The following is a 16,492-nucleotide window of genomic DNA, read 5'->3' as shown; positions in this document are numbered from 1 at the left end:
CGGTGTCGCTGTTTCACTCGCTGACAAAGACAGGCAGGGGAGTAATCCCATTTACAAAAGGCAGCGGCTTCCGCACACTGTGACCTGATGCGCGCTTGGCGCTGCATTGCAGTGAAAGGCACGAGGTAACGAATGCTGGGATGGCTGGGGCTGCGTACCCGTCTGGTTTTGCTGGTGCTGCTCGCGCTGCTCCCGCTGTTCGGCTTGCTCGCGTATTACGCCGAACAAGGTCACCGGACTGCGCTGGAACATGCGCAGGTTGACCTGCAGGCCCAGGTCGCGCTGCTCGCCACACACCAGCAGCGCACGGTGGACAAGGTCCATGAGCTTCTCAACGGCCTGGCCAGTGCGCCTCATATCAAAAGCCGCGAGCCCGGACTGTGCGGGCAACAGCTTAAAAATATCCATCGGGAGCACCCCGAGTTCACCCATGTGGGCGTTGCTGCGCCGGACGGCCGGCTGGTCTGCAGCTCACTGGGCCTTCTTCCCGGCAGTATCCAGGAAGACGACCGGCCATTTTTCCTGCAAATCATGGCCGGGCAGCGTTTTGCCATCGGGACTTACGGCATTGGCCGCAGCAGTGGCCTGCCGGGCCTGATCTTCGCCATACCGGTCCACACCGATTCCGGCGCCATGGGCGGCGTGGCCTTTGCCTCCCTGGGCCTGAAGGCGCTCGCAGAACCCTTGACCACCGCGTCCATGATGCCGGGTGCAAGGCTGACGGTGCTTGACCGGGATGGCGTGGTTCTGGCTGTTTCCCCGCAGGCGCCTTCCTGGCTGGGCCGGCAGCACCCGGATTCCGCCGTACGCCAGGGAGTGCAAACTCGCCACTTGGGCGTACTGCATGCGCCTGATGCGCAGGGAAGCCAGCGGGTCTACGCTTTTGCGCCGGTTCCCGTCGAAGGCCGCGATGGGCTATTTGTGGCGGTCAGTGTCCCGCAGGAAATCATCGGCGCGGAAAGCCGCGACAACCTGCTTTCGGAGCTGGCGGCCTTGCTCGCCGTGGCCGTGGCAAGCGCAGCCTGTGCGTGGTGGATGGGCAACCGCCTGATCGTCAACCCGGCCAAGGCGATTCTGAAAGAAGCTAATGAGGTTGCAGAGGGCAATCTCGGGGCGCGTGTCAGGCTGGGTCCGTTGTACCAAGGGGAGCTTGGCGATATCGGGCAGACTTTCAATCGCATGGCCGGCTCGCTTCAGGCGCGGCAGGAAGAGCTTGATGCCGCGCTCAGCCGTGTGGACAAGGAGCGCTCCCTGCTCGACCTCATTCTCAACAGCATGAGTGAGGGTGTAATCGCAGCGGACACCGAAGGCCGCTTCCTGGTGTTCAACGCGACGGCCCGCAAGCTCTTCAATGCGGCTACACCGGGCCCTGGCATGCGGGTCGAGGAATGGCGGCGCAGCCATGAGCTACTGATGCTTGACGGCAAAACCCACTTGCCGGAAGCTGAACGGCCGCTGACACGCGCTGCCCGCGGCGTCAGTACCGACAACTGGGACCTGCTATTTCGCAGGCCCGGCGCCGAAGACCGGGTGCTCCGCATGAGCACCCGGCCCTTACGCGGTGACGACGGCACGCTGGTGGGTGGCGTCGCGGTGTTCAACGACATCACCAAAGCCAAGGCCGCCGAAGAATTCGCGAAGGCACAGGAACAGGTGCTGGCACTGATTGCCGGGAGCGCGCCCCTGCAGCGCTCGCTCGAAGCCGTGGTGCAATTAATTGAGACGAGTTCCCCGGACAGCCTGTGCTCGATCCTGCTGCTGGATGGCCAGCACCTGCGCCTGGGTGCAGCGCCCAGCCTGCCGGACAGCTACAACCAGGCCATTGAAGGCTTGCCGGTTGGTGAAGGGGTGGGCGCCTGCGGTACCGCGGCGTTTCGCAACGAGATGGTCGTGGTGGAAGACACCCAGCTGGATCCGTTGATGAAAGACTATCGCGAACTCCTGGCCACGCACAACCTGCGCGCCTGTTGGTCGCATCCCGTGGTGTCTACCACTGGCGAGCCGCTGGCGACGTTTGCCATCTACCACCGCTATCCGTGTGCCCCCCAGGCGCACGACCTGGAGCTGATCGCCACCGCGGCGCGGCTGGCCGGCATTGCGCTGGTACGTGCCCGCGCCGAGGCGGCGCTGGTCAGCAGCGAAGCGCGCTTTCGTGAGCTTGCAGAAAACATCAACGACGTTTTTTACAACGTGGATCCCCGCTCGGGCCAGCTTCTCTATATCAGCCCCGGCTATGAGAAGGTGTGGGGGCGCAGCCGCGAGAGCCTGTATGCCAACCCCCTGTCATATGCCGACGCGGCGCTGCCGGAGGATCAGCCTTTGCTGAAGCTCGCCAGGAAGCGCAACCGAACCGGCGAATCCTCCGACATCGAATACCGCATCCTGTCCACGGACGGCAAGCTCCGGTGGATACACGACCACTCCTATCCGGTGCTCGATGCGTCGGGCGTGCTCGAACGTGTGGTGGGCACCGCGCGCGACATTACCGACCGCAAGCTTGCCGACCTGGCGCTCGCAAACACCAACCGGGCCCTGCAGATGCTGAGCCAGTCCAGCATCGCCATCAACCGGATCGAAGACGAGGAGGCCCTGTTGGCCGAGGTCTGCCGTGTCGCCGTCGACGTGGGCAGCTACCGCATGGCATGGGTCGGGTATGCGCAGAACGACGAAGCGCGCACCATACAGCCCATGGTGCACGCCGGTAACGAGGGTGGCTACCTGACGGTGATCCGCTTGACCTGGCGCGATGACCAGGTCACGGGCCAGGGCCCCGCGGGCCAGGCCATTCGCACGGGGCTGCCCCAGCAAAGTGGCGACATCGGTCAGGCTGAAAATCACTTCTACTGRCATGCCGACGCGATGAAGCGAGGCTACCGGAGCGCGGTCTGCCTGCCCTTGCGCGAAGGGGGCCGCAGTTTTGGTGTGCTGTGCCTTTATTCGGCCGAAGCGCAGCACTTCACCCCTGAAGAAATCAAGCTTCTGCAGGAGCTTGCCGACAACCTGGCATTCGGCATCGTCAGCTTGAGAGAACGGCTGGAGCGCCAGCGCAGCCAGGAGGCGGCGCGCCAGGCCGCAGTCAAACTGCGCGAACAGGCCTCGCTGCTGGACAGGGCCCAGGATGCCATCATGGTCCGCAACCTGGACCGGACCATACGTTTCTGGAACAAGAGTGCCGAACGCCTTTACGGCTGGACGGCCGAAGAAGTGCTGGGAAAATCGATGGAAGAGTTCATGTACGAGGATCCCCAGGTGCTTGTGGACGCCATGGCCCGCACGCTGGCCAATGAAGGGGACTGGACCGGTGAACTGGAGCAGCACGCCAGAGATGGTTCAACGGTGGCCATCGAAGCACGCTGGACGGTGGTGCGCGACGAAGAAGGCAAGGTCAACGGGGTGCTCGGCATCAACACCGATATCCGAGAACGCCGGCGTGCGCGTGAAGAAATTTTGCGGCTCAACGCCAGCCTGGAAGAGCGCGTGCAGCAGCGCACCGCGCAGCTCGAATTTGCCAACAAACAACTGGAAGCGTTTTCCTATTCCGTGTCCCATGACCTGCGCAGCCCGCTGAGTGCCATCGACGGATTCAGCGACCTGTTGCAGCGTGCCATGAACAAGTCCGACAGCACACCGCTGTCGGAGCGCAGCCGGCATTACCTGGCGCGCATACGGGCCGGGGTGGGGCAAATGGGGGAGTTGATCGATGCGATGTTGACGCTGGCACAGGTGTCGCGCTCAAGCCTGCGCTGGGAGCCGGTCGACCTCAGCGCGCTGGTCCAGGGCATCCTTGATGGCTACCGTGAACGCGAGCCCGAAAGGCCGGTGGATCTCCATGTTGAAGCGGGTTTGACGGGGCAGGGTGACCCGCGCCTGCTCATGCAGTTGCTGGACAACCTGCTGGGCAACGCCTGGAAATTCAGCGCCAACCAGGAGCGCACCGAAATCACCTTCGGCCATGAGATCGGGGAAGACGGAGAGACGGTTTATTTTGTCCAGGACAAGGGCGCCGGCTTTGACATGGCCTATGCGGAGAAGCTGTTTGGCGCGTTCCAGCGCCTGCATTCGCTGTCGGAGTTCGCCGGCACCGGCATTGGGCTGGCCACGGTGCACCGCATCGTGGCACGGCATGGCGGGAAGGTCTGGGCCCAGTCAGCACTGGGGCAGGGCGCCACGTTCTATTTCACGTTGGGTGAGAGGACTTTGTAGTACCCCCGTCCAGGCTCACTGCGTGTAGCCTGTTCCCCCCTCAAGGGGGCGGCGCCTGGGGCCGGCGAAGCCGGGCCCTCGGCCCCCATTGGTGAAATACCTCCATCACTGGCCGTATTCACCGAATCTTCAAGCCAGCATGAGCCGCGGAACCGGCTTTGCCGGGCCGCAGGCGGGCGGCCCCCTCGGGGGGCAGGGAGCTACACGAAGTGAGCGACCGTGGGGGCTAGTCTAGAAACTCTGCGAGCGCAGAGTTTCGCGCAGCGTCTGCGCTTTATCTGCGTCGAACTGACCTTCAACCCGCGCCAGCACTTCACCCTGGCGGTTGACCACCACGGCGTAGACCTGGTCCGTGCCGTTGAGGCCGGCCGCGCGCACAAAACTGGCCCGGTCGGTGAACACCGGCACCAGCCTGGCGCGCTCGGTGTCGGCCGTGTAGTGCTTGAGCAACCTGTTTTCGACGGCGCTGCGCCCCGTCGGTGTGCCGGGGTCATTGACGATCGGCATGCGCATCCACGCGATGGACGAGTCGTTACGCAGGTTCAGCCCCTGGATCCAGCTCTCGGCCTGGACGTGCTGGCCGCGCTGGAAGGTGATCAGTGCAAGGGTGCGGTCAGAGGGCAAGCCATCCGGTACGTTGACCGGCTGGCGCAGCAGTGTTTGCGCCATGAAGGCCGGCATGTGCCCCATCACGCTGGCCTCATTGGGCGACGCGAACGCAAACGCAAACGCAAGGCCGACGGCAACCAGCCAGGCGCCAAGATAGGACACGTTGCTTTTCATGGTGCTCTCCCCAATGCGGGTGCGGTACAGGAAGTCCTGCATGAACCCTTCATGCAAGATACATGCAAGCCGAACAGTGCGCAAACCAACAATTGGAACAAAGTGTTATCACCTTCGTGCTGACCCTTGGGTTCCGCGTTGCCGGTCGTGGTTGGGTTACGCGATGCGCAGGAAGTTCAAAAAAATGCCGCCGCCGTGTGCGCTGCGGCGCTACGACTTTAGTCACCAGCGGCACGCCGGCACCACGCACATAAGAGGACGACTGAGTGCTTGAGTGCTATTGGCCGACGCGGATCAGCAAGTCGGGTAAAAACCCGTCCTGTTCATGCTTGCGTGCATAACCCAGCGGGTTCGCCACTACGCGGCAGCCGCGGCTGATGTAATTAATTACGCAATGCAGATGCCCATGCAGCCACAGGTCGGCCAGCGGTAGCAGGTCATCCAGCGCATTACAAAAGCCCGCTGTACCCGGCACCAGGCCATAGCGCGGGTCGGCGCTCAGCAAGCTGGGGGCGAAATGCGTCACGGCCACGGTAGGCCCTTCAAAGGGTACGGCCAGTGCCTGCCGCAACCAGGCCTGGCTTTTGAGGCCCTCTTCGCGCACATCGGCCGCCAGCAGTGGCTGGCCATCGCGAAAGGAATGGTTTTTTTGGAGGTAAAAGTTGGCGGCGCGGAATGCTTTTTCGCGAGCTTTCAATTGCTCGCCCGGCGTAATGTCCGATGCCTGGGCCTGGCCTGCGCTCAGGGCGTCAAAGTCGGTCCACAGCGTGCTGCCCACAAAACGCACACCCTGCAGCACCACGGTTTCACGCTCAAGCCAGACCATGCCCAGGCGCTCGCAGGTTTCGCGCAGCCGCACATGGGTTTCATCAAAGTCCAGGCCGTCGTATTCGTGGTTGCCCGGGACAAACAGCACCGGCGTCGGCCAGCCGGCGCCGCCGCGCTCTGCCGGCAACGGTGAAAACCGCGCCAGGCCAAAGTCGCCGATATTCAATTCGTCCAGCAACGAGCCCTTCTGGTAGGAGCCGATGTCGCCCGCCAGCACCAGCAGGTCGGCACCGGGCACGGGCTGCGCTGTGAAGTGGGGATTGGATTCAAGGTGCAGATCGGAAAGGAGCTGGATGTTCACCCGCCCATTGTGCGGGAAGATGTTTCGATCTCTTCCTTGCTGGAGTTTTAGCTTGCGCGGCCTTGCGCCCATGCGCTAGATTGCGCATGGCATCAGCAGATGAACCGGAGCCGCTTGTGAAGCAGATCGAAAACGCAGCCGTCGCGCAGACCTTCGCGGCCTACCCACCGGCGCTGCGGCGCAAGCTGCTGGCCCTGCGCACGCTGATCCTGGACACGGCATCGGCCACACCCGGCGTGGGCGAGCTGGAGGAAACCCTCAAGTGGGGCGAGCCGGCCTACCTCACGTCAGTCAGCAAAAGCGGCAGCACCGTCCGCCTGGGGCCGGTCAAGTCCAGCCCGTCGCAGTACGCCCTGTACTTCAATTGCAACACCACGCTGGTGGACACCTTCCGCACCTTGTTTCCGGGCGAGCTGCGTTATGAGGGCAACCGGGCCATCGTGCTCGATGCGGCCGATCCACTGCCGCGGGATGCCTTGTCGTTCTGCATTCAGGCAGCGCTGACCTACCACCGGAAAAAAGGCCCCTGAAACGGCAAAACCGCCGGCGCCGGGCGGGGTGCGTCAGGCCAGCGGCGCCAGCAGGCGCACGGTGAATGTCGTGCCCTGTCCGGGCCGGCTGGTGACTTCAATCTGCCCCTGGTGCAGGTCAACGCATTCCTTCACGATGTGCAGGCCGATGCCGGTGCCGGAAATATTGCCGACATTGGTGCCGCGGTGAAAGCTGCCGAAAAGCCGCGGCAGGTCGGCTTCCGGGATGCCGATGCCGTGGTCGGTGATGCGCAGGTGGATCTGGTCGCCCACGCCGCGAACGGCAAACTGCACCGGCGTGTCCGGGTCCGAATATTTCAGTGCATTGCCCAGCAGGTTGACCACGATGTGCCGCAGCAACTGCTGGTCCGCCGTGCGCGGCGCGTCCAGGCCGTCGCAGGTCAGCGACACGCGCGCGGCCTGCGGGTTGCCGCGCTCCAGCTCACCCATCACCTGCACCAGCCAGTCGGGCACTGCCAGCGGTGCGGCTTCGAACTGGAACTTGCCCAGCTCCAGGCGGCTGGTCAACAGCACCTGCTCGACCATGCTGTTCATGCGGGCCACCGCCGTCTTGATTTGCCCCAGAAGCTCCCGGCGTTCGCTGGCCGGAAAGCTGGCGCCGTAGGCGTCCAGCAGCTCCACGGACGACAGGATGGCGGCCAGCGGTGTGCGGAACTCGTGCGATGTCACGGCGACAAACCGTGACTTCAGCTCCGACAGCTCGCGCTCGTGCGCCAGCGCCTTGCGCATGTCTTCCTCTGCCTGGCGCTTGCGCGTGACATCGGTCAGGAAGTTGAGCGTGGCGGGCGCGCCCTGCCATTCAAACATCACCGCGCTGATCTCCAGCCAGCGTATGGCGCTGCGGCTGTGTTGCACGCGAAACTGGTAGTAGTTCTCCACCGGCTCGCCGCGCAGGCGCTTCATGTGGTTGCTCAGCACCTTCTCGCGGTCGTCGGGGTGGATGAATTCGATGAAGGGCCGGGACTTGGCGGTTTCCTCGTCCAGCGAGGTCAGCTCCAGCGCCTTGGGGTTGGCATACAGGATGCGCCCGGCCGCCGTGACAAGAATGCCCTCGCTGACGTTTTCCACCACCGCGCGGTACTTGGCCTCGGAGTCGTTGCGCCGGCCGATCTCCACACGCAGCTGCTTGGAGGTGTCGAGCTGCCAGGTGATGTTGTTGGCCAGGTGGATGACGCGCAGCAACTGCCCCGAAGGGCTGTGCATGGGCAGTGCGCGCTGGCTCAGCCGGGCGTTGCCGCCCTGCGGCCGTATGACCCTGTACTCTTCGCTGCGCTTGAGGGGGCTGGTCTGCAGGCTCAGCACCCGCTCGCGGTCTATCGGGTCCACATGCTCCAGCCATTGCCAGGGCCGGTCTGCCAGGGTGTCGGCCGACAGGCCCCAGAACGCCTCGAACGCCGGGTTGGTATAGGTGATGCGGCCAGTTTGCGGGTCCCAGGACCAGAGCATGGCGTCAATATTTGAGGCGATCTGCCGCAGCAGCGCCAGCGCCCCGTCCGGCGATGAAGCAGGGGTCTCAGCCGTGGGCAGGGAAGAGGAGGGATTTGGGGGATGGGCCACAGCCCAAGCATAGCCGCCGGCTCCGTGAAATTTTTCCCGGAAATCACGTAGAAATCACCCGCATGTGTCGCCGCGGGGCATCACATGCATTTTTTGCATGGGTTTGGGCCTCGGTTAGGCTTGAAACCCTAGGGAAAACCCTTATTCTTCATTCACCGCAACTTTTTCACCCCATGAAGGTGACCCTGACATGTACAGCCTGATTTCCCAGATCGCCCGTTTCCTGCCCGCCGCAACCCGCGTGGCCCCTGTAAACGGTGTGGCCCACAACCTGATGGAACGCGCCGAAGCACGCGCCGGCCGCAATCCGCTGCAGGCCCAGGAACTGCGCAGCGCCGCCTACGCTTACCTCAGCGTGGTTCGCTGAGCCCCCACGCTTCCCCACTTCGAGCCTGCGGCGCGCTGCCCCTTTTCTCTCGTACGGGGCTGCCCGCCTTGCGGCTGGCAAAGCCAGACCGCGGCTTCAGCTGGTAAAGACGGGGTCTTGCTCGGGGCGGATGCGGTCAGAGCTTAACCCCTGCTCCTTTGACGGCGGGCGACAGTACGGCTACCTGCTCCTTGACGAAGCCGGTGAACGCCGCCGGGCTCATGGGCTGGGTGGTGATGCCCAGCTCCAGCATCTTCTTTTTGATCTCTGCCGTTGCCAGTATTTCGTTGCAGGCGCTGCTCAGCCGTGCCACGACGTCGGCCGGCATGTGCGCCGGGCCGCTCAGGCCAAAGAAGTTGTCCAGAACCAGCTTGCGGTAGCCAAACTCCACCACGCTGGGCACATCCGGCACCAGCGGTGAGCGGCTGGCCGACGTCACGGCCAGCGGCACCAGCTGCCCGCTTTTGAAGTAAGGCACAAACGCCGTCAGCACGTCGATGCCCACGGGGATCACGCCCCCGATCAGGTCTGTCGTCATGGGCGCACCGCCGCGGTACGGGATGTGCACCAGGTTCACGCCCATGGACTTTTTCATCAGCTCGCCGTAGATGTGGCCGATCGAAGCCGGGCCGCCCGAGCCGAAGTCGAGCCGGCCCGCCTTGCGGGCCTGCGCTTCCACATCGGTAATCGTCTTGATGGGCGCGTGCGGGTTGGCCATCACCACGCAGGGGGCGTTGCCGATCAGCGCGATATGGGTAAAGCCTTCCACCGGGTCATAGGGCTGCTTTTCCAGCGCGAACGGGCCGATGGAAACCGGTGTCGAGTTGCTCAGCATCAGCGTGTAGCCGTCCGCCGGCGCCTGCGCCACCACCAGGCCTCCCACGCTGCCGCCCGCGCCCGGCCGGTTGTCGACCACCACCGCCTGCCCCAGCTTTTTGCCCAGCTGCTCGGCCATCACCCGCGCGACGATGTCGCTGGCGCCGCCGGCCGGAAAGGTCACCACGATCTTGATCGGCTTGTCCGGCCAGGCAGCCAGGGCCGGCAGCGCCATGGACGCGGCGCCGCTGGCGAGGATCTTCAGCGCGGTGCGGCGCGCAAGTGGGTGGGAGGGCGTTGGGGTGTGTGGGTGGTCTGGCATGCGCGGCTCCTGCGTACAGTTTGTGTGCAAAAGTGTGTGCAAAAACCATGCCCCTCGCCGCGAGCCGCTTGAACGGGGTTGCCCGTGGGCGTTCGGCGTCGGCGAGATGCTACTGAATTAATAGCGGCTAGCGCCTGTTCTCATTGGGTTACAGCCCGATTGAGTGGGTAAAAAGCGACTCAGGGGGCTCTTTATCCTCCAGCCTGCCCCTGGGGTGCCGCAAAAGCCTTGGCGACGCCGGAAACCCCGAGAAAACCACTGATTTCAAGTGCCAAAGATGGCTAAAGCCCAATACAAACGGGCGCAAGCCACTATCTATTTGATAGCGAATGGCATGGCAATCTGCCGCCGGCTTCAGTCGCCTCGATAGGGTGCGTGCGTGATCCTGCTGCCGGCCCGCGGCTACCGCCACAGCTCCCCGTTAAAGGAGACGCTTTTGACCATGTGTTCCTCCAGGTAGGCTTCCTTGTAGGCGGAACGCACGGTTTTCCAGGTTTCGCTGGTTGCCGGGAGTTCCGTGCGTGCCGAGATGACGGCGCGAAACGGAATGTGGCCGACGCCGGTGAAGGTGGCTTCTGAACGCAGCACCACATTGCAGTTAATGGTCTCTCCCGGCCCGATCAAGCCGCCAGGGCAGATGTCAGCCTGCACATCGCTGGCTTTCAGTGCCAGCTTTGTGTTGGGAAGAGGGTTGAGGGTCAGGGCGATGCGCGGCGGGGTCACGCGGACGGCGCGGCGGCTTGCGTTGGTCAGGCTAAAACCGAAGGAGACGCTGCGGTCCAGCCAGGTGACCTTTTGCTGGAACTTGACCTGCAGGTTAGGCGTCAGGGAGTCCACCAGTTCATCGACCACCTTGACGCGCTCCAGCCGCTTGCGTTCCGCGGCCTGGGCGTCGGGCACCGGTTTCTGCACCGGCTCCGCAACCGGTTCCGCTGCGGCCTTGGGCTGCTGGATCTCGGCCTTCATCTGCTCCATGTTGGCGCGCAATGCCTCGGTCTGGGCCTTGGCTTCGGCGAGCTTTTGTTCAAGCTGCTGCTGGTTCTTCTGGTTCGCGGCCATCAGCTGCTGCATCAGCAGCTGGGCTTCCTTCTGTGCCTTGGCCGCAGGCCGGTCTACCAGGGTGTAACGCGCTGCGCTGCCGGCCACCACAATCGCCAGGCCGATGATCAGCAAAAAAACGATGGTGTCGTATCGGTGGGCGCCGGCGTCCTTGCCGGGTTTCGGTTTGGGTTGGCGCGGCGGGAGAGGCGGCAGGGATGGCGGGATGGGGGGCATGCTTTTGTAAGCCATGAGATATGACGCGGGTGTGGCTGGATTAAATGTGTTGTGAATCAGGTCGGTCAGGGGGCAACATGCCTTGAGATGCCCGGCTCACCATTTGCCGCGCACCCCCATCAGCAGGGCCAGGTTGCGCTGGCGTGCGTTCTGTTCGGTCTGGAGGTCGGCGAAGAGGTTGAAGTTGTCGTGGATGCGGCCCGAAACGCCCACGCCCAGGACCACCGTGTTGGCATTGAGGGCCACGCCCGCGATCTGGAACTGGTAGGGCGTGCCGGCGCCCTGCAGCTGCGCCGTCATCGGGGTGTTGTATTTGCCAAACTCATGTGCCCACACCACCCGCGGTTCGATCCGCAGCCGGCCCACGTCAAAGCCGGCTTTCAGCCCCAACATCGATTTGGTCGAGTACACGGTTTGCGCGGCAACCTGCAGGTTGAGCGCACCRGCGCCCTGCTCGGCGAAACCGTTGGTCTGGTTGCGGCTGAAGGCCAGCGCGGCCATCGGTTGCAGCGTCCAGCCGGTCATGTCCAGGTCGTAGGTCAACTCGCCGTAGGCCGTGGCGGTGCTGCTGTCGAAATTCGACGAGGCCAGGCGGGCGATCGGCCCGACCACGATGCCGCGGTCCATGTGGTTGCCGTGAAACGCCACGCTGGTCACGCCATTCAGGCGCCAGGCCCCGTCGGTGTAGCCGGCGTACATCGCCAGCGCCGCGCTGCGAGCCCTGCCCTGGTCACCTGAATCAAAACTGACCCTTGATGTGCCCATCGTCACGGCGCCGCCCAGCATCAAGCCTGGCGACACTTCGGCGTCGTAACCCGCGCTCAGGCCGGTGCTGTTCAGGCGGCTGGCCATGGCATTGCCGTCGCTGTCGGTGATTTGGTGGCTGCCGTAACCGCGCAGCCAGAAACCGCAGCCGTCTTCGATGGCCGGGAAAAGCGCCCTCAGGGCTTCGCGGCCCGCAACGTCGTCGCTGCCGCAGACTGAGCCCAGGCTGCTTCGGCCCACGCGTGCCTGCAGCTGTTCGCCGAATGCGGCGGCAAAGCTGGGGCCGGCACGGCGCAAGGCGACTAGGTTGGCACCGCCTATGGCATCGAAGGCGGCGAGGGCCTGCGGCACTGAAAGGCTGTTGAGGGCGCTGAGCACCGTGCTCATGTCGCCGCTCGCGCTGCCGGAGGCATTTTGCAGCGCATTCGAGGCTGACTGCTGGTTGGGCGTCATGCCGGGCAGGGTGTTGTAGCCGGTGCTGTTGCGCGCCAGGGTCAGGTACACATTGTTGGGGTCGTAGGTGAGCGACGGCGTCAGAAACGCCAGGTTGGTCGTGAGCCCGCTAAAGACGCCGGTGCGCCCGCCTGTGGCATTGAGGATGGTGTACTGCGTGGTCGGCGAGTAGGTGCCGGCGCTGGCCAGCACGTTGACCGTGCCGCCGTTGATGGTCAGCGTGCCGGTGGCGTTGGTGCGGTCGTTGCTGCCGGCTGCATCGACCTCCACGCTGTAATTGGAGCCCGCATTGAAAGTCAGATTGCCGACGACGGTGAGCGTGCCGATGGAATTGCCGGGCGCCAGCGTGCCGCCCGACTGGATGGTGGTGTTGCGCACGGAACCGGTGCCGCCCAGCGTGCCGCCGTTCTGCACCTGCACGGCAGAGTTGGTCAGGCTGCCGTTGACCGACAGCGTGCCGCCGCTGACGACGGTAGTCCCGCTGTAAGTGTGGGTGCCGGAAAAGGTGACATTGCCGGTGCCGCTTTTGACCACGTTGCCGGTGCCGCTGATGACGCCGCCAAACGTTCCGTTGCCTGCTTGCAAGAACTCCAGGTTGGCGTTGGTGGTAATCAAGCCCTGCAGGTTGGCGGTAGTACCGCGCAAGGTGCCGCCATTGATGGTGGTGCCGCCGGTGTAGGTGTTGGTGCCAGAAAGAATCACCGTGCCGCTGCCTTCCTTGACCAGTGCGCCGCCGCCGCTGACGGACCCTGCATAGGTGCCATTGGTGGTCTGGTCGAAGGTCAGCACGCCGTCGTTGCTGATGGCTCCCTGCAGGCTGGTGGTGCTGCCGGTCAGGCGGGCATTGGTTCTGATGAAAGTGCCGCCGGTGTAGCTGTTGGCGCCCGTCAGTATGGTGGAGGAGCCCCCGGGGTGGCGGAACACTTCTACCCATCCGGCGCCGCTGATCGCCGCGGAGAAGGTGTAGGGCGTGGCGTCGTTTTGGTTGAACTTGATGCTGGAGCTGGCATTGCCGAAAACCACGGCGTCAGCATTCAGGGTGCCGCTGGGCCCGATGTTGCCGATGACCAGCGTCCCGGTGCCCACATTGCCCAGGTGCAGGGTGCGGGTGCCGCCCACCGTCACGGTGGCGCCGGTGCGGATGCCCAGGAGCCCGTCTCCATTGTTGCCAACAATGAACTGGTCGCCCGGAGCCAGGCTGAGGGGGGACACGTTCAGGCTGGCGCCGGCGCCGTCCATGAGGATCTGCCCTCCGGTCACCGTGTCGCCCACGCTCAGCCGCGTGGCCGTGACGCTCCCATTAATCAGCATTGATCCCGCGTTACCCGGCGTCGGCGTGGTGCCCAGCAGGAGCGTGCCAGCGGCCAGGGTGCGGCCCGCATGGACGACCACCTGGCCGTTTTCCTCCACTTGCAGCGTGCCCACCTGGGCGGCTGGTCCACTAATAATGTCCACCTGCTGGTTCGTCGGGACCCTTGCCAAGCTGGCGGCTGTAGGCGTGCCGCCACTCCAGTTGGCCGCGTCGTTCCAGTCCTGAGTGCCTGCGGCCGAGAAATCGTTGGTGACCTGGGCATGGCCGGCATGCGGTGCCATGGCCAGGCCGGCGAATGCCAGCGCCAGGCCAAGCGGCTTGAGGGGAAAGTGCGGGCGGGAATTCATGCGGGCCGGTTTTGGGGTGAGGCTTCAAGCCGTGCCGGTCAGCAGAACCCAAAGACGATTGCCTTGCCAGAGGACATCGCGATTTCGGCTGCAGGCGCAGTTAATAATTTAGCTAACATTTCTTAACGTATGCCTCGCAGTAACTATGGCCTCCGGAAAGAGCTCCGTACGGGTGTGATGTCCATGTTTTGACTTTGCTTCACGTTACATTTTTTTGCAAGTAGGTCGTTTGACAACTTATAACGCCCAGAGCGTCAAATGGGAGAACTAAAGAATTAATTTGATCTTGTGGCGTTGACTAAGAGTGGCCGGAGGCTGGCCTGTAGCCAGAAAAAGCGGCGCCACACGCTGAAAATCGCACCGCAGGGCACCGGATCCGGGTCATTCAGTGCGCTGTTTTGGTGTCTGCGTTGCGTGCTGGCCACACCGCAGCCGGGAACTGCAGTGGTTTGATCCGCTTGCCACGGCTGCTATCAAATAGCTAGCGACTTGCGCTCGTCTTTGTTGGCTAAAACACCAATATGATGGGAAAAAAGTGTGCTGGAGAAGCGCGCCGCAGTAGCGATGGCTCCCGGCGACGATTTCCGCGCCCAAAACTGCCTGGTTTGGCATCAAAAATGACCCTCGCCCAATACTGACTTGCGCGAGCAGCTATGATTTTTATAGCGCTGTGTAGACGTCTCTCCGGATAGCCAGGCTGGCCAGTCCTTTGGGTGGGTCAGGGGCTTCAGGCCAAAAATGCCCTGTCGGCCGCACGCACCAGCACCTGCCGCAACCACGCATGCGCGCTGCGTTGTTGCGAACGCCGGTGCCACAGGGTATCCACGTGCACCGGTGACACGTCAAACGGCAGGGGGCGCAGCACCAGCTGGTCGGCAATGCCCGTCACCCCGACGAAATGCCGCGGCAGCACGGTGAGCAGGTTCGAGTTCGCCACGACGCGCCCGGCAGTGAAGAACTGGTTGACCGTCAGCACCACATGCCGCTCCCGGCCCAGCGAGGCGAGGGCTTCGTCGACGAAACCATAGGGACGGCCCGAAAAACTCACCAGCATGTGGCGCGCCGCGCAGAACTTGCTCAGTGTGAAGGGGCCGGTAGCCAGCGGGTGGTCTTTGCGCATGACGCAGACGTATTCGCCGTCATACAGCCGCTGGTGCAAAAAGGGCAGGGGCTCGCCACTTTGCGCGCCGGCCGTCAGATCGGCCAGCACCGAGGGAAAGTAGCCGACCGCCAGGTCGCACAGCTCCTCGTCCAGCAGGCGCCGCGGGTCGCGTGTGGTCAGTGGAATCACGCGGATCGACACGCCTGGGGCTTCCTGGTCCAGTGTCTCCACCAGGCCGGGAATCAATTCGGCCGCGGTGGCGTCGGCCATGGCCAGCACGAAGATGGTGGTGGCTTCGCCGGGCACGAATTCGTTGGGCACCAGCGACTCCTGCAATTGCTGCAGGGCCTCGCGCACGGCCGGCCAGATCGCCACGGCGCGCGGGGTGGGCGCCATGCCCTGGCCGCTGCGCTGTACGAGCTCGTCGCCCAGGGTCTCACGCAGCCGGCGCAAGGCATTGCTGACAGCCGGCTGCGTCAGCGACAGGTTGCGCGCCGCCCGGGTCAGGCTGCGCTCGGCCATCACTTCGTCAAACACGCGAAGCAGGTTGAGGTCCAGGGTCCGGAAATTGAGCGGGGTCACGGCTTGGGGCGGGTGTTGAAGAGCGAAAAAGAGGGTGAAAAGAGGGTGGAAAAGCTCAAATTATCACCAATGTGAATGAATCACATCATAAAGATAAAGTTGAATAACATCAGTGATAACCCTAATATCCTCCTACCCGCTGCAATTTTGGTTCAGCGGAGTTAACCCAAAGGGAGTTCACCATGACCAGCTTCGTCAATATCAAATATTCCACACAGCACCCCGGCGTTGTCCGCGCTGAGTCGGCCTTTGGTGCCGTACGCCAGCTGGGCGGTGCTTTCTCCGGCACCCGCGGCCTGGCTACGCTGCTCTTGTCCGCTGTTGCGGCCGCCGTGATGGTGGTGGCTTACCAGGTGATGGACAGCGTCGCCGAAGGCCACCTGCTGGTCATGTGGATCGGCATCTGGGCTGTCGCTTTTGCTGTCCTGGCGATTTTCGCCGGCGCTGCGCGCAATGCAGCCGTCAGCCTCAAGGTCGGCCTGGACGCCTGGTCGCGTAGCCTGGCCGAAGCCCGCGCCGACCAGCGCCTGTGGCAAGCCGCCAAGAACGATCCCCGCGTGATGGCCGACCTGCAAGTTGCAATGGCCCGTCAGCAAGCCGCCGTTGAAGAGGCTGTTGCTGCCCCCGCAGCCGTGGTGTCCGCTCCGGCCGGCCTGACACAGCGCGCCCTCCGTCTGGGCGGTGCAGAACTGAAGGCTTTCCTGCGCAGCCAGGCCGACACGAAAGTTGCCGCTGCCGAAGCTGTGGTTGATGAGGCATCTGCTCCAGCCGGACTGTCACAGCGCGCCCGCCGCCTCGGTGGTGCGGAACTGCGGGCTTACCACCGCAGCTACATCTAAGCGCCAGGCGCCTCTACGCCGCGCCGCTCTTTGCAGCGGCCCACAAAAAAAGCCACCGGATCGGTGGCTTTTTTTTGCCTTGGCGCAGT

The 16,492-nt window shown here is 63.8% G+C and carries 11 protein-coding genes; 4 read left to right on the top strand and 7 right to left on the bottom strand.

Going from position 1 to position 16,492, the window contains the following annotated elements; all coding sequences use genetic code 11:
• The first annotated feature begins 132 nt into the window (after positions 1-132).
• A complete protein-coding gene (locus tag AC1DY9_RS15700; protein WP_477666999.1) occupies positions 133-4,203 on the top strand; it encodes a PAS domain S-box protein in 4,071 nt (1,356 codons plus the stop codon).
• Between the two features lie 231 nt (positions 4,204-4,434).
• Here AC1DY9_RS15700 and AC1DY9_RS15695 read toward each other — a convergent pair whose 3' ends face one another.
• Both AC1DY9_RS15695 and AC1DY9_RS15690 read right to left on the bottom strand, forming a co-directional pair.
• Entirely contained in the window at positions 4,435-4,986 is a 552-nt protein-coding gene (locus AC1DY9_RS15695) for a hypothetical protein (protein ID WP_457281781.1), read from the bottom strand.
• A gap of 277 nt (positions 4,987-5,263) precedes the next feature.
• The gene (locus AC1DY9_RS15690; RefSeq protein WP_457281780.1) at positions 5,264-6,115 is read right to left on the bottom strand and encodes a metallophosphoesterase; all 852 of its coding nucleotides are present in this window, start codon (positions 6,113-6,115) and stop codon (positions 5,264-5,266) included.
• Between the two features lie 116 nt (positions 6,116-6,231).
• On the opposite strand from AC1DY9_RS15690, the gene AC1DY9_RS15685 reads away from it, so the two are divergent.
• The gene (locus AC1DY9_RS15685; RefSeq protein WP_457281779.1) at positions 6,232-6,645 is read left to right on the top strand and encodes a DUF1801 domain-containing protein; all 414 of its coding nucleotides are present in this window, start codon (positions 6,232-6,234) and stop codon (positions 6,643-6,645) included.
• A gap of 33 nt (positions 6,646-6,678) precedes the next feature.
• Here the strand turns inward: AC1DY9_RS15685 and AC1DY9_RS15680 are convergent, their stop codons facing one another.
• Positions 6,679-8,223: a sensor histidine kinase gene (locus tag AC1DY9_RS15680; RefSeq protein ID WP_477666998.1), complete on the bottom strand. Its 1,545-nt coding sequence runs from the start codon at positions 8,221-8,223 to the stop codon at positions 6,679-6,681.
• Positions 8,224-8,413: 190 nt separating this feature from the next.
• Here AC1DY9_RS15680 and AC1DY9_RS15675 point away from each other — a divergent pair, with 190 nt between their 5' ends.
• Positions 8,414-8,590 (top strand): hypothetical protein, encoded by a 177-nt coding sequence (locus AC1DY9_RS15675; RefSeq protein WP_431099058.1) that lies wholly within the window; start codon positions 8,414-8,416, stop codon positions 8,588-8,590.
• 136 nt (positions 8,591-8,726) lie between these two features.
• Here AC1DY9_RS15675 and AC1DY9_RS15670 read toward each other — a convergent pair whose 3' ends face one another.
• The 4 genes from AC1DY9_RS15670 to AC1DY9_RS15655 form a co-directional block, all read right to left on the bottom strand.
• Positions 8,727-9,728: a Bug family tripartite tricarboxylate transporter substrate binding protein gene (locus AC1DY9_RS15670; protein WP_457281777.1), complete on the bottom strand. Its 1,002-nt coding sequence runs from the start codon at positions 9,726-9,728 to the stop codon at positions 8,727-8,729.
• Between the two features lie 402 nt (positions 9,729-10,130).
• Positions 10,131-11,018, bottom strand: a complete 888-nt coding sequence (locus AC1DY9_RS15665; RefSeq protein ID WP_477666997.1) for a hypothetical protein — start codon at positions 11,016-11,018, stop codon at positions 10,131-10,133.
• An 81-nt stretch (positions 11,019-11,099) separates the two neighbouring features.
• Complete coding sequence (locus AC1DY9_RS15660; RefSeq protein ID WP_457281775.1) at positions 11,100-13,880, bottom strand: autotransporter family protein; 2,781 nt, start codon at positions 13,878-13,880, stop codon at positions 11,100-11,102.
• 727 nt (positions 13,881-14,607) lie between these two features.
• Positions 14,608-15,564, bottom strand: a complete 957-nt coding sequence (locus AC1DY9_RS15655) for a LysR family transcriptional regulator (protein ID WP_457281774.1) — start codon at positions 15,562-15,564, stop codon at positions 14,608-14,610.
• A 182-nt stretch (positions 15,565-15,746) separates the two neighbouring features.
• On the opposite strand from AC1DY9_RS15655, the gene AC1DY9_RS15650 reads away from it, so the two are divergent.
• A complete protein-coding gene (locus AC1DY9_RS15650) occupies positions 15,747-16,403 on the top strand; it encodes a hypothetical protein (RefSeq protein WP_457281773.1) in 657 nt (218 codons plus the stop codon).
• Positions 16,404-16,492 lie beyond the last annotated feature (89 nt).

The sequence above is a fragment of the Polaromonas sp. P1_F6 genome, assembly GCF_056405695.1.
Note: the sequence above shows the minus strand (reverse complement) of the source record. Positions and strands in the feature narration are given on the sequence as shown.